The sequence below is a fragment of the Plantactinospora veratri genome, from assembly GCF_036421995.1.
In the GTDB taxonomy this organism is placed as follows: domain Bacteria; phylum Actinomycetota; class Actinomycetes; order Mycobacteriales; family Micromonosporaceae; genus Plantactinospora; species Plantactinospora veratri.
Genome location: NZ_JAZGQL010000004.1, coordinates 82351 through 107154, shown reverse-complemented (window position 1 = coordinate 107154; position 24804 = coordinate 82351). Strand labels below are relative to the sequence as shown.

At 74.0% G+C, this 24804-nt stretch carries 21 protein-coding genes, 1 tRNA gene and 1 pseudogene; 11 read left to right on the top strand and 12 right to left on the bottom strand.

The window, feature by feature from the left end:
• Positions 1-25: 25 nt before the first annotated feature.
• From V1634_RS05350 to V1634_RS05325, 6 genes and pseudogenes are all read left to right on the top strand, one after another.
• Positions 26-1042 (top strand): annotated as a pseudogene (locus V1634_RS05350) (alpha/beta hydrolase); the annotation flags it as partial.
• A gap of 1150 nt (positions 1043-2192) precedes the next feature.
• Positions 2193-2265 (top strand) — tRNA-Arg (locus V1634_RS05345).
• A 195-nt stretch (positions 2266-2460) separates the two neighbouring features.
• Complete coding sequence (locus V1634_RS05340) at positions 2461-3102, top strand: ClpP family protease (protein ID WP_331206612.1); 642 nt, start codon at positions 2461-2463, stop codon at positions 3100-3102.
• A 115-nt stretch (positions 3103-3217) separates the two neighbouring features.
• Positions 3218-3766 (top strand): GNAT family N-acetyltransferase, encoded by a 549-nt coding sequence (locus V1634_RS05335; RefSeq protein WP_331206611.1) that lies wholly within the window; start codon positions 3218-3220, stop codon positions 3764-3766.
• The gene (locus V1634_RS05330) at positions 3763-4167 is read left to right on the top strand and encodes a DUF3224 domain-containing protein (RefSeq protein WP_331206610.1); all 405 of its coding nucleotides are present in this window, start codon (positions 3763-3765) and stop codon (positions 4165-4167) included. Before V1634_RS05335 ends, V1634_RS05330 begins: the two co-directional genes overlap by 4 nt.
• 100 nt (positions 4168-4267) lie before the next feature.
• Positions 4268-5236 carry a DNA polymerase domain-containing protein gene (locus V1634_RS05325; RefSeq protein ID WP_331206609.1) on the top strand — a complete coding sequence of 323 codons (969 nt, stop codon included), beginning with the start codon at positions 4268-4270 and terminating at the stop codon, positions 5234-5236.
• 143 nt (positions 5237-5379) lie between these two features.
• Here the strand turns inward: V1634_RS05325 and V1634_RS05320 are convergent, their stop codons facing one another.
• From V1634_RS05320 to V1634_RS05300, 5 genes are all read right to left on the bottom strand, one after another.
• Entirely contained in the window at positions 5380-6711 is a 1332-nt protein-coding gene (locus V1634_RS05320; RefSeq protein WP_331206608.1) for an extracellular catalytic domain type 1 short-chain-length polyhydroxyalkanoate depolymerase, read from the bottom strand.
• 180 nt (positions 6712-6891) lie between these two features.
• Positions 6892-7941 carry a LacI family DNA-binding transcriptional regulator gene (locus V1634_RS05315; RefSeq protein WP_331206607.1) on the bottom strand — a complete coding sequence of 350 codons (1050 nt, stop codon included), beginning with the start codon at positions 7939-7941 and terminating at the stop codon, positions 6892-6894.
• A 91-nt stretch (positions 7942-8032) separates the two neighbouring features.
• Complete coding sequence (locus tag V1634_RS05310) at positions 8033-9028, bottom strand: asparaginase (RefSeq protein ID WP_331206606.1); 996 nt, start codon at positions 9026-9028, stop codon at positions 8033-8035.
• A 128-nt stretch (positions 9029-9156) separates the two neighbouring features.
• Positions 9157-9936, bottom strand: a complete 780-nt coding sequence (locus V1634_RS05305; RefSeq protein ID WP_331206605.1) for a Clp protease N-terminal domain-containing protein — start codon at positions 9934-9936, stop codon at positions 9157-9159.
• A 56-nt stretch (positions 9937-9992) separates the two neighbouring features.
• Positions 9993-10427 (bottom strand): hypothetical protein, encoded by a 435-nt coding sequence (locus V1634_RS05300; RefSeq protein ID WP_331206604.1) that lies wholly within the window; start codon positions 10425-10427, stop codon positions 9993-9995.
• A 403-nt stretch (positions 10428-10830) separates the two neighbouring features.
• Between V1634_RS05300 and alaS the strand changes: the two genes are divergently transcribed.
• Positions 10831-13503 (top strand): alanine--tRNA ligase, encoded by a 2673-nt coding sequence (gene alaS, locus V1634_RS05295; protein ID WP_331206603.1) that lies wholly within the window; start codon positions 10831-10833, stop codon positions 13501-13503.
• 72 nt (positions 13504-13575) lie between these two features.
• Here the strand turns inward: alaS and V1634_RS05290 are convergent, their stop codons facing one another.
• Positions 13576-15240 carry a hypothetical protein gene (locus V1634_RS05290; protein WP_331206602.1) on the bottom strand — a complete coding sequence of 555 codons (1665 nt, stop codon included), beginning with the start codon at positions 15238-15240 and terminating at the stop codon, positions 13576-13578.
• A complete protein-coding gene (locus V1634_RS05285) occupies positions 15237-16124 on the bottom strand; it encodes an ABC transporter ATP-binding protein (RefSeq protein WP_331206601.1) in 888 nt (295 codons plus the stop codon). The genes V1634_RS05290 and V1634_RS05285 overlap by 4 nt, the downstream gene beginning before the upstream one ends.
• Positions 16125-16545: 421 nt before the next feature.
• Here V1634_RS05285 and V1634_RS05280 point away from each other — a divergent pair, with 421 nt between their 5' ends.
• Both V1634_RS05280 and V1634_RS05275 read left to right on the top strand, forming a co-directional pair.
• Positions 16546-17883 carry a sensor histidine kinase gene (locus tag V1634_RS05280; RefSeq protein ID WP_331206600.1) on the top strand — a complete coding sequence of 446 codons (1338 nt, stop codon included), beginning with the start codon at positions 16546-16548 and terminating at the stop codon, positions 17881-17883.
• On the top strand, positions 17862-18530 hold the full coding sequence (locus V1634_RS05275) for a response regulator transcription factor (RefSeq protein WP_456238611.1): 669 nt from the start codon (positions 17862-17864) through the stop codon (positions 18528-18530). Before V1634_RS05280 ends, V1634_RS05275 begins: the two co-directional genes overlap by 22 nt.
• Before the next feature lie 19 nt (positions 18531-18549).
• Here the strand turns inward: V1634_RS05275 and V1634_RS05270 are convergent, their stop codons facing one another.
• Together V1634_RS05270 and V1634_RS05265 are read right to left on the bottom strand one after the other, a co-directional pair.
• Positions 18550-19188 (bottom strand): hemerythrin domain-containing protein, encoded by a 639-nt coding sequence (locus tag V1634_RS05270; protein ID WP_331206599.1) that lies wholly within the window; start codon positions 19186-19188, stop codon positions 18550-18552.
• A gap of 154 nt (positions 19189-19342) precedes the next feature.
• A complete protein-coding gene (locus V1634_RS05265; protein ID WP_331206598.1) occupies positions 19343-20515 on the bottom strand; it encodes a serine hydrolase domain-containing protein in 1173 nt (390 codons plus the stop codon).
• A gap of 111 nt (positions 20516-20626) precedes the next feature.
• Here V1634_RS05265 and V1634_RS05260 point away from each other — a divergent pair, with 111 nt between their 5' ends.
• Together V1634_RS05260 and V1634_RS05255 are read left to right on the top strand one after the other, a co-directional pair.
• Positions 20627-21103: a hypothetical protein gene (locus V1634_RS05260; RefSeq protein WP_331206597.1), complete on the top strand. Its 477-nt coding sequence runs from the start codon at positions 20627-20629 to the stop codon at positions 21101-21103.
• Between the two features lie 42 nt (positions 21104-21145).
• Positions 21146-22003: an SDR family NAD(P)-dependent oxidoreductase gene (locus tag V1634_RS05255; RefSeq protein WP_331206596.1), complete on the top strand. Its 858-nt coding sequence runs from the start codon at positions 21146-21148 to the stop codon at positions 22001-22003.
• Positions 22004-22035: 32 nt separating this feature from the next.
• Here V1634_RS05255 and V1634_RS05250 read toward each other — a convergent pair whose 3' ends face one another.
• From V1634_RS05250 to V1634_RS05240, 3 genes are all read right to left on the bottom strand, one after another.
• Complete coding sequence (locus tag V1634_RS05250) at positions 22036-22854, bottom strand: hypothetical protein (protein WP_331206595.1); 819 nt, start codon at positions 22852-22854, stop codon at positions 22036-22038.
• Positions 22855-22931: 77 nt separating this feature from the next.
• Complete coding sequence (locus V1634_RS05245) at positions 22932-23399, bottom strand: hypothetical protein (protein WP_331206594.1); 468 nt, start codon at positions 23397-23399, stop codon at positions 22932-22934.
• A 241-nt stretch (positions 23400-23640) separates the two neighbouring features.
• Positions 23641-24759, bottom strand: coding sequence for a nucleotide disphospho-sugar-binding domain-containing protein (locus V1634_RS05240; protein WP_331206593.1), 1119 nt, complete (start codon positions 24757-24759; stop codon positions 23641-23643).
• Positions 24760-24804: the final 45 nt, after the last annotated feature.

The following is a 24804-nucleotide window of genomic DNA, read 5'->3' as shown; positions in this document are numbered from 1 at the left end:
GGTATTGCCGAGTAGCGTCGGCGACGTGGAACCGGACCTGCTCGGACCGCCCTACGAGCGGCAGACGATCGACCTCGGCCACGACGCGGAGGGACCGGTGCTGGCCACCCTGGTCCGACGCCGGGCCAACCGGCCGAGTGATCGGGCCGTGCTCTACGTGCACGGCTTCGTCGACTACTTTTTCCAGACCCACCTGGCGGACTTCTTCGTCGAGCAGGGCTGGCACTTCTACGCGCTCGACCTACGCAAGCACGGACGCAGCCTGCTGCCGCACCAGACGCCGAACTTCTGCCACGACGTCACGGAGTACTTCCCGGAACTCGACGCGGCGGCCCGGATCATCCGCGAGACGGACGGCAGCCGGACGTTGCTGGTCAACGGACACTCGACCGGCGGCCTGATCACCGCGCTCTGGGCACACCAGCGCAGAACCGACGGAATCGTCGACGGGCTCTTCCTGAACAGTCCGTTCTTCGACCTCAACCTGCCCTGGCTGGTCCGCCGGCCGGCCCTGGCGATGCTCGCCCGGGTCAGCCACCGGATGCCGTACCGGACCGTCCCCCGCCGGCTCTCCGCCGTGTACGGCCACAGCCTGCACGCCGAGCACCGGGGCGAATGGAGCTACGACCTCACCTGGAAACCGGTCGACGGTTTCCCGGTCCGGGTCGGCTGGCTCGCCGCGATCCGGCGGGCGCAGCGGCAACTGCGAGCCGGGCTGGAGATCCCGGTACCGGTTCTGGTGAGCATCTCGGAGCGCAGCTTCCGGGGCCGGACCTGGCACGACTCCGCCACCGGGTCGGACGCCGTACTCGACGTCGAGCACATCGCCCGGTGGGCGCCGAAGCTGGGCCGGCACGTGACACTGATCCGGTTCGACGGCGCCCTGCACGACCTCACCCTCTCCGGGCCGGCGGTGCGTCAGCGGGTCTTCACCGAGTTGGCCCGCTGGGCCTCGGCTTACGTCGTTTCGAGCCCCGCACCGGCGGCCGCTCCGGCCAGTCCGTCGTCCCGCCGTCCCCCGACGAGCGCTGCCGGGGCACCCGGTACGGACCCGGCTCCGACCCCGAGGCGGCCCGCCACCGACCCCGTTCGGGCTCGGGTTCCGTCTCCTGTTCCCGATCAGGCTCCGGAGGGCCACCGTGCCACCGAGCCCGAGGCGCCCCGGACGCCGGCCGGGGATCGTCGTCCCGCCACCGATCCGGCTCAGGGCCGGACTCCGGCCCCGGCCGAGAGTCGGCTCGCCGCCGCCCCGGAGCCGGACCCGGCTCCTCCGCTCGACGCGCACTCCGCCACCGGTCCGGCTCCGGTTCGGTCTCAGGTTCGGGCGCCGGTCCCGGGGCACCGCCCCGCCAGCGCCCCGCCTCCCGGAACGGCTCCGCCTCCCGGAACGACTGCGACTCCGGCCCCGGCTCCCGGAACCGCGCCGGCTCCCGGAACCGCTCCGGGTCCTCCCGGCGCGCCCCCCGGGACCGCTCCGGTCCCGGCCGAAGGTCACGGTCCCGCTCAGGGCCCGGCCGGCGATCCGGCTCCGGAGCCGGCTCCTCCCACCGGTCCGGCTGCGGCTCCGGCTCCGGCGTCGTCCGGTACGGCGACCAGCCGCCCTGCCGCCACACCAGCAGCTCGCGACTGAGCAGGTTCTGGTCGCCCGCGAAGAAGATCCGGTCCACCGCCCGCCGTACCTTCTCCATGCCCGGCCGGGACGCCGTACCAGTGACTATCACCACGTCCCGGGCCGGCACGCCGACGACCAGCTCCCCCGGCACGGAGCGCTCAAGGTCCTCCCAGACCTCGGCGGCGAGCAGCACCGTGGATTCCAGTCCGCCGAACGAGAGCATCGGCGCGGGCGGCTGCCCGTCGATCCGCAGCCGGGGCAGGAGCCGGTAGAGATTGTCGACGGCCACCTGCCGCAGCTCGGCCTGGCTGATCTCAAGCTCGTCAAGGTCATCCCAGGTGACCAGGCGATTACCGTACGGCGGTCCGAACGAATAGCCGACGTCGAGGTCCTGGGTGAAGTCTTCGAGCAGGTGGTTCTCGCCGTACCTGGTGTCTTCGGTGGAGACCAGGAGCGGCAGAAACATTGTGCTCGTCAACTGCACGCTTCGAAACCTAGTATGTGCTGGCCAGATCGTCACGTCCTCGTCGAGGCGTTGTCCCGGCAACGGTAACCTGCGGGGGCACACGACCAGGTTCCCGCGCCCGTAGCTCAGCGGATAGAGCAGCTGCCTTCTAAGCAGTTGGTCGCAGGTTCGAATCCTGCCGGGCGCGCCTCCTCCGGGCCCACGGCCCGCGCGAGCCACCCCGCGAAAATCGGCACTCCGGCACCCGCGAAAAGCTCACGTACCCGGCCCGTGTCCCGTCGGCCCGGAGCGGGACCGCCAGCGGATTCCGCCGATGGCTGAAGACCTCCGCTGACAGCGTAAGCCGTCGATTCTTGCCGGCGGCCGTCACTAGGTTGCTGGCATGACTGACGTTGCTGGCACGACTGACCTGCACACCCCACAGGCTCGCGGCGGGGAACAGCCGCACGGCACCCTCGACGACTCGGTCTACAGCCGGCTGTTGCGGGAGCGCATCATTTTCCTCGGCAGCGAGGTCACCGACGAGGTGGCCAACCGGATCTGCGCCCAACTCCTGCTGCTCGCCGCCGAGGACGCGGAGCGGGACATCAACCTCTGGATCAACTCGCCGGGCGGGTCGGTCTACGCCGGCATGGCGATCTACGACACCATGCAGTTCATCGACAACGACGTCTCGACGGTGGCGATGGGGATGGCCGGGTCGATGGGTCAGTTCCTGCTCTGCGCGGGGACGCCCGGCAAGCGGTACGCGCTGCCGCACGCGCGGATCATCATGCACCAGCCGTCCGGCGGGATGGGTGGTAGCGCGTCCGACATCGCGATCCAGGCCGAGCAGATGCTGCACACCAAGCGGATGCTGCTGGAGATGATCGCCCAGCACACCGGGCAGACCTACGACCAGGTCGTCCAGGACGCCGACCGGGACCGCTGGTTCACCGCGACCGAGGCCAGGGAATACGGCTTCATCGACCGGGTGGTCAGCGGCACCGGCCGGGTCGCCGAGTCCACCGGTACGCCACGGTGAGCCGACTCGTCAGCGGATCGTCGCCTGCGGGCTGCGGGGCCCGGCCGCGCCGACGGCACCGTCCGGGTCCGTATCCCGGTTGTCCGCCCCGTGGCCCCGGCACTAACGTCGCGGCGTGCTGATCCGCGAGTTCACCGAGGCCGACTGGCCTCGGGTGTGGCCGATCGTCCGAGACGTCGTACGGGCCCAGGAGACGTTCACCTACGACCCTCGGATGACGGCGGAGCAGGGATACGACATCTGGGTCGAGTCGGCGCCGGGGCTGACCGTGGTGGCGGTCGAGGAGGACCGGCTGCTCGGTACGGCCAAGATGGGCCCGAACCGGCCCGGTCCGGGCGGCCACGTCTCGACCGCCAGTTTCATGGTCGCCGCCGACGCCCGGGGGCGCGGCGTCGGGACGGCGTTGTGCCGGTACGCGCTGGACTGGGCGAGCCGGCACGGGTACTCCGGCATGCAGTTCAACGCCGTGGCCGAGTCCAACCGGCGGGCCGTCGCGCTCTACCGGCGGCTCGGCTTCGCCGTGGTGGGTACGGTGCCGGGCGCCTTCGCCCATCCGACCCTGGGCCGGGTCGGCCTGCACGTGATGTACCAGGAACTCTCGGCGCCGGCCGTGACGCGGATTTCCGATTCGCTGTCGGGGGGCCGTCCTACGATGCCGACATGACGCGACCGACGGAGGCGACCCTCGCCCCTGGCACCGAGTTCACCGCCGACTTCGAGGTGACCGGATGGGACGAGCAGCCCTACGACGAGCCGGCCGAGGGCGGCACCCTGGCCAGGGTGACCGTGCGGAAGTCCTTCCGGGGCGTGATCGAGGGGACCAGCGTCGCCGAGCTGCTCACCGCGGCGAATCGCGGATACGTGGCGTCGGAGCGCTTCACCGGCAGCATCGACGGTCGGCACGGGACGGTCGTCTTCCAGCACGGCGGCCTGGACGCGGACCCTCCGCGTACCTTCGGGAACATCGTGCCGGGGACCGGGACCGGCGAGTTGACCGGGCTGACCGGGACGGTCACGTTCCGGCGGGACGAGTCCGGGCACAGCGTCCGGCTGGTCCTCGGCTGACCGGGTCTCGCCCGGAACCGGCCGTGACCACGATGCCCGGCCCGGTGCGTGGCGGCCCGGCCGAGTTGACCGTACGGCGGCACCTCGGGACAGTGGTTCGATGACGGGCAGAGCCGACGAGGTACGAGACGGGGTCTCGCTGACCAACCTCGACCAGCCGCTGTTCGACGGGGCGGACGCCACCAAGCGGGACCTGGTGGACTATCTCGACGAGGTGCGCGACCCGCTGATCGGCCAGCTGCGGGACCGGCCGCTCTCGGTGATCCGGGTGCTCCGGGGCCAGCCGCCGTTCATGCAGAAGAACGTTCCGCGTTACACCCCGTCGTGGGTCTCCACGGTGACGCTGTGGGCGGAGGCGTCCCGCCGCGAGGTGTCGTACGCCCTCTGCAACGACCGGCGCACCCTGTTGTGGTTCGGCAACCAGCGGGCCGTGGAATACCACCCCACCCTGGTCACGGCGGGGCGGCGGGACCGCCCGACCCACCTGGTGCTGGACCTCGACCCGCCCGCCCCGGACACGTTTCCACTGGTCGTGAGCGCCGCCCACCTGGTCCGACAGGTGCTGGACGAGGCGGGGTTGTCCGGGGTGGTGAAGACCAGCGGGGCGAAGGGGGTGCACGTCTTCGTACCGGTCGATCCGGAGGCGCCGATCGAGGACGTGGCCGCCGCGACCCGGGCGCTGGCGGCCCGGGCGGAACGGTTGGATCCGGCGCTGGCGACCACGGCCTTCATCCGGGAGGACCGGGGCGGGCGGGTCTTCGTCGACTCGACCCGGTCCGGCGGCGCGACGGTGGTCTCGGCGTACAGTCCCCGGCTCCGGCCGGGGGTGCCGGTGTCGTTTCCGGTGCCGTGGGAGGAGTTGGACCGGGTCACCCCGGCCGACTTCACCCTGCGTACGGTGCCGCGCCTGCTGGCCGGGCACGACCCGTGGACCGAGCGGATGCCGGAGCCGCAGCGGCTCCCGGCCGACGTGGTCGCCGAAGGGCACACCATCCCGGTCGCCCGGGTGCAGGCGATGCACGAGGGCAAGCGCCGGGCTCGCGCCCGCCGCGCCGCCGAGGCGGACTGAGACCGACCCGTACGCCTTCGACCGGTGTTCGGTGGACGGGACGGGGGGGGGGGGGGCCCGCCCCCCCCCCCCCCCCCGCCCCTCCCTCGCGCGGCCCGTCGCGCTTCGATAACGGACAGGGGCCGACCGGGTACGCCACCCGGTCAGCTCAGCGTGCAGGCCGTTCCGTTCAGGCTGACCGAGGCCGGCCTACCGGTGTTGCCGGTGTGGCTGGCCTGGAAGCCGATCCCGACCGACGCGTTCGGGGCGATGGTGCCGTTGTAGCCGGCGTTGCGGGCGGTCACCGCACCGCTGTTCGGGCTGTAGGAGGCGTTCCATCCCGAGGTGATGGTCTGCCCGGCCGGCAGGGTGAAGGAGAGCGTCCAGCCGTTGATGGCCGAGGTGCCCCGGTTGGTGATGGTGATCGCGGCGGTCAGTCCGCCGCTCCAGGCGTTCACCGTGTAGTTGACCGCGCAGTCGCCGGCCGGCGGTGGGGTCGGCGTCTGGGTGGGCGGCGGCGTGTTGGTCGGCCCGGCGGTCGGGGTCCTGGTCGGGGTCGGCGTGGCGGTGGGTGGCGGGGTGCTGTCCAGCCCGAAGAAGCGGATCGCCTCGGCCGCGTTCACCGGCAGGTTGTGCGGCACCCCCTGCATGCTGATCGCCTCGACCGGCGCGGTCGGGCCGCTGCCGCCGTACCGGGTACGGGTGTGGCCGGACTGCGGCGTGTCGGTGAAGGTCGGGGTCTGGCTCAGCCCGTGCACGTTGGTCCACTGCTTGATCTCTTCGCCGAAGTTCGCGTAGCGCAGCGTCTCGTCGTTGGTGCCGTGCCACAACTGCATCCGGGGTCGGGCGCCGCTGTAGCCCGGGTACGCGGCCCGGACCAGGTCGCCCCACTGCTGGGCGGTCCGGATGATCTGCCCGTTGGCGCACTCGCTGTTCCAGGTGGAGCCGCCGGTGGTGGCGAAGCAGCTGTGCGGCACACCGGCGAAGGCGGCCCCGGCGGTGAAGACGTCCGGATAGTTGCCGAGCAGCACGTTGGTCATCATGCCGCCGGAGGAGACACCGGTGGCGAAGACCTGTCCGGTGCTGTAGCGCTGCTGCACGTACCGGACCATCGACATGATCGAGACGGGGTCGCTGCCGCCGTCCCGGCGCAGCGCCTGCGGGGAGTAGACGTCGAAGCACTGGCCGCTGCGGGTCGCCGAGGGGTAGATGACGATGTAGCCGTAGCGGTCGGCGAGCGAGGCGAACTGGGTACCGGAGTAGAACGCGGGCCCGGTACCGGTGCAGTAGTGCACCGCGACCACGATCGCGGGACGGGCCGCCAGCCGGTCCGGCACGTACAGGTGCATCCGCAGGTTGCTGGGGTTGGTGCCGAAGTTTGTCACCTCGGTCAGCGTCGCCGCCGAGGCGGGCGTGGCCACCGTCAGGCTCACCATGCCCGCGCCGAGCACCACCGCGCTTGTCGCGATGGCGAGCGCGCGTACGAGTCGTCGCATCCCGATCCTCTCTCCACCCTGCGAGGCGCGTTCACGGAAGGCGATCCGGAGCGTCCTGCCACTTGAAACATCCCAAAGTATCAATGGGAATGTTTCAATACACAAGACATTGACCGACATGAGTTCGGCGGGATGTCGCGGCGTGGACCGACCGGTCGGCCGGCAGGGGTGGCGCGAGGTTCAGGCGGGGGTACGACCCGACGGCGGGGCGGTGCTCTCCCGGACGACGAGTTCGGTGGCCAGCTCGACCCGGTGCTGGTCCAGGGAGTGGCCGGCCGCGAGGTCGATGATCATCCGGGCGGCGGTCACCCCCATCTGCTCCAGCGGCTGGCGGATCGTCGTCATCGGCGGTCCGGACCAGCGGGTGAAGGAGAGGTCGTCGAAGCCCACCACGCTCAGCTCGTCCGGGATGCGTACCCCGGCCCGGCGGGCCGCCTCGTAGACCCCCAGCGCCTGGAGGTCGTTGGCGGTGAAGATCGCGGTGGGCGGGTCGGGCAGCGCCAGCAACTCCCGGCCGTCGGCGAGACCGCCCTCGACGTAGAGGGTGCTGATCCGCACCAGGTCGGGATCGACCGGTACCCCCGCCGCGTCCATCGCTGCCCGGTATCCGTCGAGCCGGGCCCGGCAGCAGGGCCATTCCGGTGGTCCGCTCAGCATCGCGATCCGCCGGTGCCCGAGGTCGAGCAGGTGCCGGGTGGCGGCCAGCCCGCCGTTCCAGTTCGTCGCGCCGACCGAGGGGGTCTGGTGCAGCGGCTCCCCCGTCGGGTCCAGCACGACGAGCGGGATCGACCGGGTGGCGAGCTGCGACTGCTGCGCGACGGTCAGCTCGGAGAAGACCGCGATCACCCCGATCGGCCGGCGGGTCAGCACCTGCTCGGTCCAGGCGCGCCCCGGGGTCAGCCGGCCCTGCATCTCGGTGAGCACGACGGCCAGGTCGTGCTCCCGGGCGACCTTCTCGACCCCCCGGATGATCTCCAGTGCCCAGAGGCTCTCCAGGGCGTGGAAGACCAGCTCCACGATCGCCACCGAGGTCGACCCGCCCGGCCGGCGGTAGCCGTGCTCCCGCAGGATCGCCTCGACCCGCTTCCGGGTCTCCAGCGCCACTCCGGTCTGCCCGTTGATGACCCTGGACACCGTCGGTGCGGAGACTCCGGCCATCCGGGCGATCTTGGCAACGGTGAGCACCCGGCCACGCCCGCTCCGGGCCGCCTGCGGATTGGTGCCGGTCATCGCCGCAGCCTACGCGAACATCGACCGGCGGCACCGTCCCGGCGGCGGTCGAGGCGTCCGGCCGAAGTGGAGTGACCGGGCCGCCGGCGGTTCACCGGGCGCGCGGCGGGGCCAGCCGGTCGAACCAGTTCCGGGCCGCCGCCACCCCGCCGCCGTCGCCGAGGGCCACCATCAGCGCGGCCCGCGCCTTGCCGGCCGGCAGGCCCCGGGCGCCGATCGCGCCGACCCGGGCGGCCAGCCCGGCGGGTGGCTGCAGCTCGGCCAGGTCGACCGTCCGGGTCCGGCACCGGGAGGCGACCACCACCGGGACGTCCCAGTCGGTCAGCTCGGCGATCGCGGCGAAGAGACCGGCCGGGACGTTGCCCGGCCCGGTCCCCTCCAGCACCACGCCCCGGGCGCCCGCGTCCACGACCGCCGCGAGCAGCCCGGAGTCCATTCCCGGGTACGTCTTCAGCAGCGCCACCTCCGACTCCGGTTCGCCGGACGCCTCCGGCGGCCGGGGCGGCGGCGGGCCGACCAGCTCGACCCGCTCCCCGACCACCTGGCCGAGCGGCCCGAACGGTGCCGACGAGAACCCTCGGACCGTGCTGGCGTCGACCATGCTCGCCCAGCGGGCGGCGTGCAGTTCGTCGTCCACGCAGACCACCGCGCCGACCTGGCGCAGCAGCGGGTCGGCCGCGGCGGCGACGGACGACGCCAGGTTGCGCGGCCCGTCGGGCGAGAGTTCGTCGAACTGCCGTTGCGCGCCGGTGAAGACGATCGCGCCGCGTACGGCGGCCGGGCCGGCCAGCAGGTCGGTGAGGTAGGCGGTCTCCTCCAGGGTGTCGGTGCCGTGGCTGACCACCACCCCGTCGAACCCGTCGGCCAGAATGGCCGCCCGGACCCGCCGGGCCAGCCCGAGCATCGTGCCGGGGGTGGTGTCCCAGCTCGGCTCGGCGAGCACGTCCTCGACCACCACCTCGGCGGCGAGCCGCTCCGGCGGGATCGTGCCGAGCAACTCGGCCCCGGAGGCGACGCCCTCCCGTCCCGGGCCGGTCGAGTAGGCGATGGTGTCCTTGGTGGCGAGCAGCAGTACCCGACCGGGCACGTGAAGATCCTCTCCGCTTGCGGACCCGCGCTAGGGCAGGTCGGTCAGCAACGGCAACGCGAGTACCAGCAGAAAGGTCACCGTCGCGGCGACCGCCGGCACGATCCTGCGCATCTGAACCCGCCCGGTCAGTCGGCGGTGTCGGCCCGGCCGGCCCGCTCCTCCAGCCGTTCGAGCCGGGCGACGATCGGCTGGAGTTCCCGGCGTACCGCGGCGGCCAGCAGCGCGGCGACCTCGGGGGACGGCGGGACGCTGCCGGACGGCGGCTCCGCCGGTGCCGGGGTCTGGGCCCGCAGGTGGACGTAGCCGGCCAGCGCCGCCGCCACGGCCCGGCGGGTCAGCCGCAGCTCGGCGCCGAGTGACCGCAGCAGTTGCCCGCCGACTCCGTCGGGCTCGGCGACCAGCCCCAGGAGCAGATGTTCGCAGCCGACGTAGTTGTGGCCGAACGCGGTCGCCTCGGTGACGGCCAGTTCCAGGGCGTTCGCCGCCGGGCCGCTGAAGTGCAGACCGTCGTGCGGGTCGCCGCCCGGCTCGGCGGCGGGTTGCCCGGCGAGATCCTGGAGCACCCGGTCCGGGTCGATCTCCTCGACCCGCAGCACGTGCAGGGCCAGGTTGGTCCCCTCGGCCAGCATCCCGGCGAGCAGGTGGGCGGTGCCGAGCACCGCCGAACCCTCCTCCCGGGACCGGTCGACCGCGAGCAGCACCGCGGTGCGGGCCCGGGGAGTGAAGTTCGGCAGCCGGGCGGCCAGGTCGGCGTCGTCGAGGTCGCCGAGGGCGGTCTCCCGGATCGCGGTCACCCGGCGTACGGCCTGTTCGAGTGCGCGCTGGCAGACCGCCGAGACCGGAATGCCGGCGACCCGTACCGCCTCGGCCAGCTCGTCGGGCAGGTAGACGTTGATCTTCGGCATCTCGGGCTCCTCCTGTCGACACCGGAACTGACCCCACTATAACCCCGTTGGGGTTATTAGCTACCCCCACCTTCACGGCGCAGGTCCGCCTCGTCGTCGGCGACCGGCCCGCCCAGCTCACCGGTGCCGTACGGGTCCAGGGTCTCCAGCACCCGCCGCCCCCAGCGCTCGTGAGCCGCCTGCCGGGTGACCCCGGCCGCCCGGGCGATCAGCTCCCAGGTCACCCCCCAGCGGCGCAGCCCGACGACGCTGCCGAACGGGTCGACGCCGGACGCCAGCACGATCCGGAAGTGCAGCAACTGGGACGCGATCTCGCGCTGCCGCCCGGCCGTCCCCTCCTGCTCGGCCGCCCACTCCGGGCTGCCGGGCGCCGGCCGACCGCCGATCAGCAGGTCGGCCTGTCGACTGGCCTCGTTCACGGCAGCGTCGGCGGCCGCCACGACGGCGGGGGCGATGTCCACGGTGAGCGCGGTTTCCAGGAATCGATCCATGCTGTCAGGCTAGCCTTGACACAACCCGTCGTCAAGGTGAGCTTGACGGGAATAACGCCGAGCCGTTCCTCCGGAGCCGCGCTAGGCTCGACTGATCGCCACGGCCGCGCCGCCACGACGCACGGCGTCGCCTCGGCGGTGGGGTGGCCGGAGCAGCCGGCCACGGATCGGACGGAGTGGACGATGGCGGCGGCAGGGCGGCGAGCTAGCCACGCCGAGCTGGGGAACGAGGACAGCGTCCTCGCCTGACCCCCTCGGCCCGGCTCGGCGTAACGCCCTTCGGCCCCCGGCCAGCCACGTTCCGCGCGAACGCCTCCGGACGGACACCGCGAGGACCCCGTACGGCCTCCGCCGTGCCGGGCTCCGGTACGCGTTCGCCACCCCACCCCGACAGGGCACTCCGATGCGATCTCCAGACATCCGCCGCACCTTCCTCGACTACTTCACCGAGCGCGGCCACACTCCGGTGCCGTCCGGTCCACTGATCCCGGACGATCCGGCGCTGCTGCTCACCATCGCCGGGATGAACCAGTTCAAGACGGACTTCCTCGGCGAGTCCACGCCACCCGCACCGCGGCTGACCAGCGTGCAGAAGTGCGTACGCACCAGCGACATCGACAACGTCGGCCGGACCACCCGGCACGCCACCTTCTTCGAGATGCTCGGCAACTTCTCCTTCGGTGACTACTTCAAGGCCGAGGCGATCGGGTACGCCTGGGAGCTGCTGACCCGGCACTACCAGCTCGACCCGAACCGGTTGTGGATCACCGTCTTCACGGACGACGACGAGGCGGTCGACCTCTGGCGCCGGGTCGGCGTGCCGGACCGGCGGATCCAGCGCCTCGGCATGGCCGACAACTACTGGTCGATGGGGACACCGGGACCCTCCGGCCCCTCCTCGGAACTCTGCTACGACCGGGGTCCCGCGTTCGGCCCCGAGGGCGGCCCGGCGGTCAACGACGAACGGTACGTCGAACTCTGGAACCTGGTCTTCATGCAGCACCGTCGCGGCGCGGGCGGCGTCAAGCGGGACTTCCCGATCCTCGGTGACCTGCCGAGCCGCAACATCGACACCGGGCTGGGCCTGGACCGGCTCGCCGCGATCCTCCAGGACGTCGAGACGGTCTGCGAGACCGACCTGCTCGCCCCGACCCTGCGGGTGGTGGCGGAACTCGCCGGCCGGCCGTACCCCGGCCGGGACGGCAGCCCGGAGTCGGTGTCGTTCCAGGTGCTCACCGAGCACGCCCGGACCGCCGCGTTCCTGATCGCCGACGGGGTGCTGCCCGGCAACGAGGGGCGCGGCTACGTACTGCGCCGGATCATGCGCCGGGCGGTCCGGCACGCCCGGATGCTGGGCATCGAGGAACCGGTGCTGGACGCGGTCACCGGCAGTGTGATCGCGAACCTCGGTGTCGCCTGGCCCGAACTCGTCGCCCAGCGCGGGCTGGTCGAGGCGGTCACCGCGCACGAGGAGGAGACGTTCACCGGTACCCTCCGGCAGGGTGGCCGGCTGCTCGACGCGGCGATCGGCCGGGCCCGGGAGACGAACTCCGGCCGGCTCTCCGGCGAGACCGCGTTCGAGCTGCACGACACCTACGGCTTCCCGATCGACCTCACCGTCGAGGCGGCCCGGGCCGCCGGGCTCGACGTCGACCGGGACCGCTACGGGACCCTCCTCGACGAGCAGCGTCGACGGGCCCGCGACGGCGGCCGGGACCGCGCCGCGGCGGCGCCGCACCGGACCCGGACCTACCGGGAGCTGCTGACCCGGCACGGCCGGACCGATTTCGTCGGCTACACCGACCGGCACGTCGAGACCGAGGTACTCGCGGTGCTGCGGGACGGCCGGCCGGTCGAGTCGGCCGGCGAGGGCGAACGGGTCGAGCTGGTGCTCCGGCGCAGCCCGTTCTACCCGGAGTCCGGCGGGCAGGTCGGCGACGCGGGACGGGTCCGGACCGCCGACGGCGGGCTGGTCGAGATCACCGATACCCGGTACGGGCTGGACGGCCTGCACACGCACCACGGGCGGGTCGACTCCGGTGAGGTACGCCCCGGCGGGCCGGTCGCGGCGGAGGTCGACGGCGAGCGGCGGGCTGCCACCGAGCGCTCCCACTCGGCGACGCACGTGCTGCACGCGATGCTGCGCCGGGTGCTGGGCCCGCACGCCCGCCAGCAGGGTTCGCTGGTCGCGCCCGGCCGGCTCCGGTTCGACTTCGCGCACTTCGCACCGGTCGACGAGACCGCGCTGCACACCATCGGCACGCTGGTCGACGACTATCTGCTGGCCGACCCGGAGGTGCGGGTCTGGCAGGCGAGCCGGGCCGAGGCGGAGGCGGCCGGCGCCACCGCGTTCTTCGGCGACCGGTACGGCGAGCAGGTCCGGGTCGTCGACATCGGGGACGCGTCCCGGGAGCTGTGCGGGGGTACCCACGTCGGGCACGGCACCCAGGCCGGGCCGGTACGCATCCTCGGCGAGTCCTCGGTCGGCACCGGCGTACGCCGGATCGAGGCGCTGACCGGCCGGGACGCGCTCCGGCACGCCGACACCGAACGGCGGTTGCTGGCCGAGGTCGGCCGGCTCGTCGGCGCCCGACCCGAGGAACTGCTCGGTACCCTCGCCAAGCGGCTCGACGCGCTCGGCACGGCCGAGGCGACGCTGCGCCGGTACCGGCGGGGCGAACTCGACTCGATCGCCGGGACGCTGGTCGCGGTGCGCCGGGCGGTCGGCTCCGGTTGGCTGGTCAGCGCGCGGCGTGACGACCTGACCCCCGCCGAACTCCGGACGGTGGCCAGTGGCGTCCTGGCGCGGAGTCCGGCCGGCACCCCGACGGTGGTGGTGTTGGCGACCGCGGACGACGATCGGGCGCAGCTCGTCGCCGGGCTGGACCGGACGCTGCTGGACCGGGGCGGCCGGCCCCGGGACCTGCTCGCGGAGGCGGGCCGGCTGATCGGCGGGGGTGCCGGCGGGACCGGCAACCTGGCCAACGCGGGCGGCCGGCGGGCGGAGCGGGTCGGCCAGGCGCTGTCCCGGGCCGAGGCGGCGGCGGCCGACCTGCTCACCCGGCACTCCGGCTGACCGGACTGCCAATCCGCTGCGGAGGGGCCCGCGTTGCGGCCCCTCCTCAGCGGCCGGCGTTGCGGCCCCTCCTCAGCGGCGGGCGTGCCGGAGGGCGCCGGCCAGGAAGGCGAGGCCGAGCAGGGCGAGTGCGCCGCCGGCCACCAGCAGCGGTGCCGGTCCGGCGGGGCGGCCGTCGACGCGTACCGCGCCCATGAAGTCGAGCGCGGCTATCCCGTTCAGGGCGGAATACCAGAGGGCGAGGTAGCCGGCCTGGAAGGGGCGGTGACTCCGGCTGAGCACTCCGGCCGCTAGCGCCAGCGAGGGGACGAAGAGCGCACCGGCGACCCAGGCGGCCAGCCCGGGAGCGTCCTGGGCCAGCAGCATCCGGAGCATCGGCACCAGTCCGGTCAACCCGGCCAGGGCCACCCCGGCGAGCCACTCGGCCAACATCCGGCGGCGCGGCGCCGGATAGCCGCCGAGCAGCCCGGTCAGGCCGTACTCGTGGCTCTGCGCGCCGAGCCGGGACCAGAGCAGTACCGGCCAGATCCAGGCCATCGGCAGGACCACCGCCGGTACCGCCGACAGCGGTGCCACCGCGCCGGCCACCGCGAGCAGCCCGGTCCCGAGCCACCACCAGCGGGACGCGGTACGGGCCAGTACCCGCAGCTCACCGCCGAGCAGCCGGCCCAGGCCGTCGACCGCGCGGAGCCCGGCACGGCGGCGTACCGGCAGACTTCCGGACCCCTCGGCGGCGCGCAACCAGGAGGGCGCGGCGTCGACGAAGCGCGGCCGGGCCGGCGGCCACCCGCCGACCGGAAGTGGTGCCGGACCGGATGGGAACGGTGCCGGACCGGACGGGACGGGTTGCCGGCGCCGGCCGGTCCGGGCCGGGTCGAAGCGGCCGAACCAGAGCGCCGGCAACACCGCGATCCCGACCGCGACCAGGCCGAGCAGCAGCCGCTGGCCGACGAACCCGGCGTCCGGGTCGAGCCCGGACCACTCGAAGGTCCGAAGTGGAGAGTCGAGGTACATCAGTCCCAGGCTGAACTCGCCCCCGGGTCGCAACCCCGCCTCGACCAGGCCGTCCCGCACCGACCGGGCCACCTGGTGCACGCCGAGCCCACCCAGCGGAGCATCCGGCCCCTGCCCCGCGATCGTCCCGACCATCGCCAGGAAGAACCAGACGATGTTGCCGAACCCGGCCCGCAGCGGCCGTACGGTCTCGAAGAGCACCGCGACCGCGGCGGTCGTCGCCAGCACCGGCAGGGCGAGCAGGCCGAACGGCAGCAGCAGCGCGACCGGGTCGACCGCCCGGTCCTCGCCCCGGGCCAGCTGGATCAGCAGGGCCGTACCGGCGAGGACGCCGAGCATCGAACCGAGCACCAGCAGGTTGCTCAGGAACTTGCCGGCCAGGTAGCCCCACCGGGACAGCGGCGTGGCGGCGAGCAGTTGCCCGACCCCGGTGCGCTCGTCCCGCACGACGGCACCCCGGATCACGTAGAAGCCGGCGACGGTCAGCCAGAGCGCCCCGGCGAGCGCGGTCACGGTGCCGACGTAGGCGCTGTTGTAGACGCCCCGGTACACCCCGGCGTTGACCACCACCCAGCGGTCGTCGAGGTCCGGCAGCGCCAGGTAGCCCAGGCCGACGGCGGCGGCCAGCACCACCGCGTACGCCGGGCGGCGCACCCGCTCCCGGAAGTCGGCGACGGCGATCGCGACGGGTGCGCGCAGTGCCGTGGTGCCGGGGGCGGTCATCGGGGCACCGGCCACTGGATCGGCCGGTGGATCGCGTCCAGGTAGGCGTCCTCCAGGTCGGGCGGGACCTGGCTGGCGTCCGGGCCGGGCGGCTGCGCCGACAGCAGCCGGACCCGTACCCCCGAAGGGGTCCGGACGAGCCGGCTGACCAGATGTCCGGCGGCCTGGAGCCGGGGCACCTCGGCCGGATCGGCGAGCAGCTCCCACACCCGGCCCTCGGCCGCCCGGAGCAGCTCCGCCGGGGTACCCCGGCGGCGGATCCGCCCCTGCGCGACGACGGCGATCTCCCCGGCCACCGACTCGACGTCCGAGACGATGTGCGTGGAGAGCACCACCACCCGGTCGGTGGCCAGCTCGCCGAGCAGGTTGCGGAACCGGACCCGCTCCTCCGGATCCAGCCCGGCGGTCGGCTCGTCCACCACCAGTACCCGGGGATCGGCCAGCAGGGTCTGCGCGATGCCGACCCGGCGCAGCATGCCGCCGGAGAAGCCGCCCAGCGGGCGCTTGCCGGCACCGGTCAGGTTGACCAGCTCCAGCAGTTCGTCGATCCGGCCCCGCGCCGTCCGGGCCGGCAGCCCCTTGGCGGCGGCGAGGAACCCGAGGAACTCCCGGGCGGTCAGGTGCGGATAGACCCCGAAGTCCTGCGGCAGGTAGCCGAGCACCCGGCGCAGCAGGTCCGGCCGGGCCAGCACGTCGGCGCCGTCCAAGCGCACCTGCCCGCTGGTCGGCCGGGTGACGGTGGCGGCGATCCGGATCAGCGAGGACTTGCCGGCCCCGTTCGGCCCGAGCAGGCCCAACACCCCCGCACCGAGTCGCAGCGTCACGCCGTCGACCGCCCGGTGGCCGCCCCGGTAGACCTTCACGATGTCGCGCAGTTCGAACACGTCCGCACCTACTTCCCGGTCCGGACCCGGGCCCGGCCGTTGGCTGCGACGGCTTCCGCGACACGGCCGCTGGCCGGGTCGCCGGTCAGCCCGGGGCCGGTCGAACGGATGCGGTGCGGAGGAGTCGGATGGGGGTGCACTGGGGCCTCCGGGGATCGGATTCGCGCGGCTGTTCACTGGACGGGCGGGCGGGCGGACGGACGGGTCGGTTCCGCCGGGCCGGTGCCGGGAAGCCGGCGGAGTCCTGGGACGTGACCGCCGGGCCTCGGCACCGGTCCGCCGCGCCGACCCGTCGAGCAGACCACCGGGGCGGGGTCGCCGGCACGGGCAGCAGGCACCGGATTCGAGGTAGGGCTGGGCATACCCGGGGACTATCGCCAGCGGCATGGGCGGGCCCGGGCCGGCGCACTAGCGTGGTGACGTGCCCCGGCCGAGCCCCCGTACGCTGCTGGAATCGCTGACGCGACGCCGGTTTCCGCTGACCGGCTGGCCGTGGCGGGCGCTGGCGTACCTGGCCAGCACCCCACCGGTGGCGCTCGCCGCCGGGGCGCCGCTGGGGCTGCTCGCCCTGCCCTGGCTCTATCTGCTCGGCCGGGGTACCGGGATCACCGACCTGCCACTCGGCACGCTGGTGCTGCTGCCGCTGCTCGGTGCGGTGCTGGTCGCCGGGCTCGGGCCGCTGGTGGCGCTGCCGCTGGCCGAGCTGGAGCGACTCCGGCTGCGCCTCGTCGACACCCGGCCGGTCCGCTCCGGGCACCGTCCTCCCCCGGCCGCCGACCCGTGGTCCTGGCTGCTGACCCGGTACGCCGAGCCGGCCACCTGGCTGGCACTGCTGCACGCCGGGCTGCTCGGCACGGTCGGGCTGCTGCTCTCCGCCACCGGCCTGGTGCTGCTGCTCCTGGTCGTGGTGCTGATCGCCAGCCCGCTGCTGGTGCAGACCGGCGACGGCCCGATCTCGATCGGGTTGGCCAGGGTCGACACGGTCCCGCAGGCGGTGCCGTACGCGCTGCTCGGGCTCGTCCTGCTGGCCGTCTCGCCGTACCCGCTGGCGCTGCTCGCCGCCGGTCAGGGTGCGCTGGCCCGGGTGCTGCTCGGCGGCGGTACCGGGGAACGGCTGCGTACCGAACTGGTGCAGGTGGCCCGGTCCCGGGCCCGGCTGGTGGACGCCTTCGAGGCCGAGCGGCGCCGGATCGAACGCGACCTGCACGACGGGGCACAGCAGCGGCTGGTCAGCCTCACCCTGCAACTCGGGTTGGCCCGGCTGGAGATCCCGCCCGGCACGCCGGGGGCGGCGGCGGTGGCGGACGCGCACGAGCAGGCCAAACTCTTCATGACCGAGCTGCGGGAGCTGATCCGGAACATCCATCCGAAGGTGCTCACCGATCGCGGCCTGCCGGCGGCGGTACGCGACCTCGCCGACTCCTCGGCGGTCCCGGTGACCGTCGAGGTGGAGCTGCCGGGCCGGTTGCCGAACCCGGTGGAGGGGACGGCGTACTTCGTCGTCGCCGAGGCGCTGACCAACGTCGCCAAGCACGCGGGGGCGACGGCGGCGACGGTCTCGCTGCGGCTGCGGGCCGACCGGTTGACGATCGAGGTCGCCGACGACGGTCGGGGTGGTGCCGATCCGGTGCTGGGCAGCGGGCTGACCGGGTTGGCCGACCGGGTGGCGGGCGTCGACGGGAGAATGCTGCTGTCCAGTCCGCCCGGCGGGCCGACCCTGTTACGTGTGGAGTTGCCGTGCCGCCCGACCGAGAGCTGATCCGGGTCGTCCTCGCCGAGGACGGCGTGTTGCTCCGGGAGGGGCTGGCCGGGCTGCTCGGCCGGTTCGGCTTCGAGGTGGTCGCCGCCGTCGGTGACGCGGAGGCGCTCGGGGCGGCGGTCGGGGCGTACGCCCCGGAGCTGGTGCTGACCGACATCCGGATGCCGCCGGACTTCACCGACGAGGGGCTGCGGGCGGCGGTACGGCTGCGCCAGGCGCACCCGGGGCTGGCCGTGGTGGCGCTGAGCCAGTACGTCGAGCAGAGCTACGCCGCCGACCTGCTCGACTCCGGCGGCGGTCGCGGGGTCGGCTACCTGCTCAAGGACCGGGTGGTCGACGTGGCGGAGTTCGTCGACGCGCTCCGTCAGGTGGTGGCCGGCGGCACCGTCGTCGACCCCGAGGTGGTACGCCAGCTGTTGCGTCGGCGGCGCGACCCGCTGGCCCGGCTCTCCGCCCGGGAGCGGGAGGTGCTGGCGCTGGTCGCCGAGGGGCGCTCCAACGCGGCGATCGCCCGGGTGCTGGTCGTCTCCGAGGCGGCCGTCGGCAAGCACGTCGGCAACATCCTCGCCAAGCTCGACCTGCCGCCGACCGAGGAGACCAACCGCCGGGTACTCGCGGTGCTGGCCTATCTGACCGGCCGGAGTTGACCCGTCGGCGGCGGCTCCGTCAGACCTGGCCCGGGTAGAAGCCGTGTCGGGCCAGCGGGCCGATCAACTGCGCCTCCTCGTAGGCGAAGTGCGACAGCAGGGTGTCGGTGAGCAGGTCGATCGCCTCGCTGATCGGGCCGTAGTCGGTGGGGTTGCGGGCCAGGTGTACGAGCGCCGCGTCGACTCCCTCCAGTACCTCGTGGATCGCCAGGTGCTCCTCGTGCAACCGGTCCAGTACCGCCGCCAGGTCGGGCTGGCTGCGCCGCAGGTGCGGGAAGATGCCCTGGCTCTCCATGGTGTGGTGGGTCGCCACCGCGCGGCACTGCGCCTGGCAGACCCCGCCCAGGGTCCAGTCGTTGGCCCGGATCGTCATCATGTTGAGCTGGTCGCGGGCGTCGCCGACCTGGGAGGTGCCCTCCTTGACCTGCTGGAGGATGTCGCGTACCTGCCGAAGCTCCGCCCGGTAGTGGTCGTGCACGTCGACGAGGTGCCGGCCGGCGTACCGGCCCTGGTGGGTGAAGGTGACCTCGGGCGGCGGCTCCGGTGCGGCCGGCCGGGTCGCCTCGTCCAGCACGCTCTTCGGGCTGAGCCGCTCGGTCGGCGGGGCGGTCGGCAGCACACCGGTCCGCCGGGTCAACCAGTCGTTCTGGGTGGTCATGACCTACCTTCACGATCTTCTGCGGAGGTCTCGATTATCCGGCACGCCGGCCCGGGTGATCATCCGCAGGGTGTTCGGTGTGCTCGGCACGACCGTCCGCCGACCGATCGGCGCCGGCTGGGCCCGGCGGACGGTCGGGCCGGGCCGGCCGTGCTCAGTCCGGTTGGCGGGACACCACCGTCCGGAGCGCCTCGACCAGGCTGGCCGTCCGGGGGTCCGGTCCCAGGGTGACGCGGAGGCCGTTCATCACGTACCCGAAGGCGATGCCGCTGGCCGGGTCGGCGTAGCCGAGCGACCCCCCGTGCCCGGGGAAGCCGAACGCGGTCGGCGACCACCAGGGCTGGTCCGGCAGGGGCAGGCCGAAGCCGAGCGCCGGCCGGGTCGGCACCATCAGCACCCGGTCGACGCCGCTGGCCTGTTCGGCGGTGGCGGCGGCGAGAGTGGCCGCGTCGAGGATCCGGATCCCGTCGACCTCGCCGATCAGGCCGGCGTAGAACCGGGCCAGTGACGACGCCGTGCAGGTGCCGTTGACGGCGGGTATCTCGGCCGTCCAGGTGGCGGGGTCGGCGAGGTCGAGCGGCGGGTCCGTCACCATCATCGACCGGACCGTCAGCGAGGCCGGGTCGGTGTACGCGGCGAGGATCTCGCGCATCTGCTCGGGCACCGACCCGGGAGCCGGGGCCGGGGCCGGCTGCTCGACCAGCCGGCTGACCCGGTGCGTCTCGGCGGCGGGCAGGCCGACCCAGAAGTCCAGCCCGAGCGGCTTGCCGATCTCGTCGGCGAAGTACGTGCCCAGGCTGCGGCCGGAGACCCGACGTACGACCTCGCCGACCAGCCAGCCGTAGGTCAGCCCGTGGTAGCCGTGCGCCGTGCCCGGCTCCCAGACCGGCGCCTGGGCCGCCAGCGCCTCGACGACCGGGTGCCAGGCCAGCGCCTCGGCCCGGCGGACCGGACGGTCGAGCACGGGCAGCCCCGCCTGGTGGGAGAGGAGCCAGCGGACCGGTATGCCGCCCTTTCCGGCCGCCGCGAACTCCGGCCAGTACTCGGCGACCGGGGCGGCGAGGTCGAGCTGCCCGCGTTGGGCCAGCAGGTGCGCGCAGGCCGCCGGCACGCTCTTGGTGGCCGAGTAGACCACCTGGAGGGTCTCCTCCCGCCAGGGCCGGCCGGTGGTGGGATCGGCGGTGCCGCCCCAGAGCCGGACCACCTCCCGGCCGTGCCGATAGACGCTGACCGCCGCGCCGATCTCGGACCGGGTCTCGAAGTTCGCCAGGAACGCCTCCCGGACCAGCTCGTAACCGTCTGCCACCGTGCCGTTGACCACGGACATCACGCGCTTCCCTTCGCCATGAGTGGTCGCCCGGGCGACCCGCCCGGACGACGATGTCAGGGTATCCTGACATGCTTCGTCAGGGAATCCTGACAGACATATGATTGCGGGATGGCGGAGGAACTGGCCCCGGGGCACGCGAACCTGATCGGGTTCCGGCTGCCGGACGGGACGCTGAGCACCGCCGCCACCGAGCCCGCCGGCACGGTCGCCTACCGGGCCCGGTGCTCCTGCGGTTGGACCGGCGCCAGCGACTATCCGCCAGCCGACGAGGGACACTGGATGGCCGCCTCCGAGTGGAGCGGGCACGTCAAGCCGATCCTCGCCGCCACCCCGCCGGGCTGGCTGCTGAACCGGTCCGACACGCTCCGGGACAATGTCGCCGAACTCGCCACGACCTGGCCGTTGCAGGCGCTGGGCATCCTCGCCGAGGTCGAACGCTGGCAACGGCCGCTGATCGAACGCGCCGTGGTCGCGGCCCGGGAGGCCGGGCTCTCCTGGGCCGAGATCGGCAACGCGCTCGGCATCAGCCGGCAGTCGGCGCACGAGCGGTTCCGCAACGTCGTACCGGCCCGGCCGTCCGGCTGACGCCGTTCCCGGCGCCCCGGCACCGGCCGGTACGGTGGGGCGATGTCGTACCCGTCCACCCCGGCCAGCCGCCGGCGACCGTCCGGTTCGGACGGTGGCGGCTGCTACGTGGTTACCGGCGGTGGCCGGGGCGTCGGCCGGGCGATCGTCGAACGCCTGCTCGGCACGGCAGACCGGGTCGTGGTGCTGGAACGCGATCCCGACACGGCGGACCGGCTGGCCGGTCATCCCGCCGCGCGGCGGCTGGTCGTGGTCTCCGGCGACGCCGCCGACGAGACGGTGGCGGAACGCGCCGCCGACGAGGCGAGCGCCGCCGGCCCGCTACGGGGCTGGGTGAACAACGCCGCCGTCTTCCGGGACGCCTCGCTGCACGACACCCCGGCCCGGGAGATCCTGGACCTCATCGCGGGCAACCTCGACGCCACGGTGGTCGGCTGCGGGGCGGCGATCCGGCGCTTCCTCGCCACCGGCACCCCCGGCGCGATCGTCAACGTCTCGTCCCACCAGGCCCAGCGACCGGTGCCGGGCTGCCTGCCGTACGCGACGGCGAAGGCGGCCGTGGAGGGACTGACCCGGGCCCTCGCCGTGGAGTACGGCCGGTACGGCATCCGGGTCAACGCGGTCGCCCTCGGCTCGATCGCGACCGAGCGCTATGCCGGGCTGCTCGCCGGGGAGGAGCCGGCGGACGCGGAGCGGATCGAACGGGACATGCGGCGGCTGCACCCGATCGGTCGGGTGGGGCGCCCCGAGGAGGTCGCCGCCACCGTCGCGCACCTGCTCTCCGCCGAGTCGAGCCTGCTCACCGGGGTGGTGCTACCGGTCGACGGTGGACGGTCCGCACTGGGCCTCGACCCCGAGGCACCCGACCCGGAGGCACCCGACCTCAGGACGCCCGCCTGAGCCTGACGCCCGCCTGAGCCTGTCGCGAAGGGTCAGCCGGCCCGGGCCGCGCGCCACCGGCGGGCGGGGTCGTGCTGGCGTACCCCCTCGCTCGCCGACCCGGGCGACGCCCCCGCCGGGGACGGCAACCAGCGCCGGAGCGCCGCCGCGCGGCTGGCCGCGGCGAACGCCTCCTCCCGGAGACTGCGGGCCGCCGCGGCGGCCACCTCGGCGTCCCGCCACGCGGCCCGTTCCCGCTCCTCGGCCGCCCGGTGCGCGGCGAGCAGACTGTCCCGAGCCGCCCTACGGAGCAGGATCTCCTGCTCGGCGGGGTGCCGGCGCGGATCCCAGCCGTTCCGGTTGGCCAGCGCGTCGCTGAGTTGCAGCACCGTCAGTTCCTGCCGGGTGCAGGCCGCCATCGCGGCGCGGTGCAGGAACCGCTCACGGTCGGCATACTCGGCCGGCGTGCGCGGGGTACGCGGCTCCGGCAGTACGGCGGCGGCACCGAGCCGGCGGGCCGCCGCGTCCGCCTCCTCGTACGCCTGCCAGGTCGACTCGACCGCCTCCTGCGCCGCCAGCCACTCGTCCCGGCGCCGCTGGGCGGTGACGGCCGACCGTTCGGCGGCGACCGCCACCTCCTCGGCGTACCGGTGCAGCTCGGTCGCCCGGGCCACCAGCCGTTCCCGGCGTCCCTCGGCGTCCCGGACCGCCACGTCGTAGCCGGATCCGTCGTGCGGCTGGTCGGCGGCGGTGGTCGCAAGCGGGCGTACGACCAGCCAGATTCCCGCTGCCAGTACGAGGCCGAGCAGTACGAGCCAGACGGCGGTGGCCCGGGTCACCTCGATCAGGAAGTCGAACAGCATGTTTTCCATTGCGGCACCTCACGGGGTGGACGATGCGGACGAGGAGTCGACGGGACCGGACCGGAAGCGGTCGGCGCGACCGGTCCTCAGCCGAGCGGGGGTGCGCGCGGCCCGACCGCCCGGGCGTACGCGTCACCGGCCGGCGATATCCCGGCCACCGCCCCGAGCCCCGGCCGGTCCGGCTCCGCACCGGGCAGGTCGGCCCGGACCGGCACCGTCGGCACCACCGAGCCGGCCGCGACGGAGCGCTCGTCGGCCGGCACGGCGCTCTCGAACCGCACCGGAGGCTGGCCAGCCGCCGCGACGGGCGGCTCGTGGGGGACACCGGAGGGCAGCTCGGCCGCACCGGACGGCAGGCCGGCCTCGGGATGCTGCCGCACGACCGGGCCGGCATCGGGCACGTCCGGCCGGGCGACCCGAACATCCTCCACAGTCGACTGTGCTGCGGCGGGCCGTGTCCCGGCCGCCGCGAGGGCCGGGCCGGAAGGTCCGGTCCGGGCTCCAGCGGCGCCCAACAGCAGGCCCATCAGCACCAGGGCGGTCACGAACCGCACCGACCGGCACGCTATCCACCACACGGGGCGGACCAGCGCGACGGAAGACACGAACCCAAACTACCTCGGGTCACCGGGAACCGCTCGGCGAGCCGGAGCGGTCCAGGTCACGCCACCGCACCCGACCGGCGATCCGGCGACGGTGGACGCCACCCCGGGCAGCCATCTCGGCAACGCGAACCTGCCCGGCTGACCGTCCCGCCGGGACCGGGCGGCGACGCCACGTGGAGCGGGCCGGCGCTCAGCCGAGCAGCGCTTCGAGCCGGGGTACCAGTTCCGCCGGTGCCGGCATCGCGGCCATCTCCCGGCGTACCTCGTCGGCGGCCGAGCGCAGGCTCGGGTCGGTGACGAGCCGGACGAGTTCGGCTCCGCCGATCGCCCGTTCGGGTACGGCCAGCCCGGCGCCCCGGGCCGCCACCAGCTCCGCGTTGTGCCGGCGGTCGCCCGGGCCGGGGACCACGAGCTGCGGTACGCCCGCCGCCAGCGCGCCGAGCACCGAGCCGGCCCCGCCGTGGTGCACCACCCCGGCACAGTGCGGCAGCGCGGCGTTGATCGGGATCCAGTCGACGGTACGGACGTTGTCGGGCAGCGGCCCGTGCCGCAGCACCCGCCGGTCGGGGCGGACCAGCACGAACTCGGCGTCGACCCCGGCGGCGGCCCGCACCACGGAGGTCATCAGGGTTCCGCCTCCCGGGCCGGCCACCGTACTGCGACTGACCAGGATTCGCGGTCGCCCGCCCGGTCCCCGGAGCCACTCCGGCAGCTCGCCGACCCCGGTGGACGGCACACCGCGCAGCGGCCAGCCGGCCCGCTCGCCGACCACGCTGGGCGGGGCGATGGTCAGGATGGCGGCGCTCGGGCGCAGGCTGCCGATCCCGCTGCGCTGCTGGGCCCGGACCAGCCGGGCGGCGGTCACCCGGACCAGCTCGGCACCGTCGAAGAGCGAGTTCTCGTGCAGTACCGCCGGTACCGCCCGGCGGGCGGCGGCGAGCGCGCCGGAGACGGCCAGCGGTTCGTGTACGACGAGGTCCGGCTGCCAGCGGTCGGCGAGGGTGACCAGGCCGTCGACCATCTGCTCGTTGGCCGCGCCGAAGAGCAGCGCGACGCCCCGGGTGCCGGCCCGGCCGGCCAGTTCGGCCCGGGCGGTCACCGGGTGGCGCAGCATGGTCCGCCGGGCGATCCGGTCGAACCGGAACCCGGGAGCGATGTCCTCGACCGGCAGCCCTGTCCGGCGTACGGCGAGCCCGTCGCCGCCGGTGGCGAGCAGCACCTCGTGACCGGCGTCCCGGAGCGCCTCGGCCAGCGGCACCATCGGGAAGACGTGTCCGAGCAACGGCGCTGACGCGAAAAGCACCCGCATGCCGCCAGCCTAGTGAATCTTCCTCGATCTTCCCGTCGCGCCCGT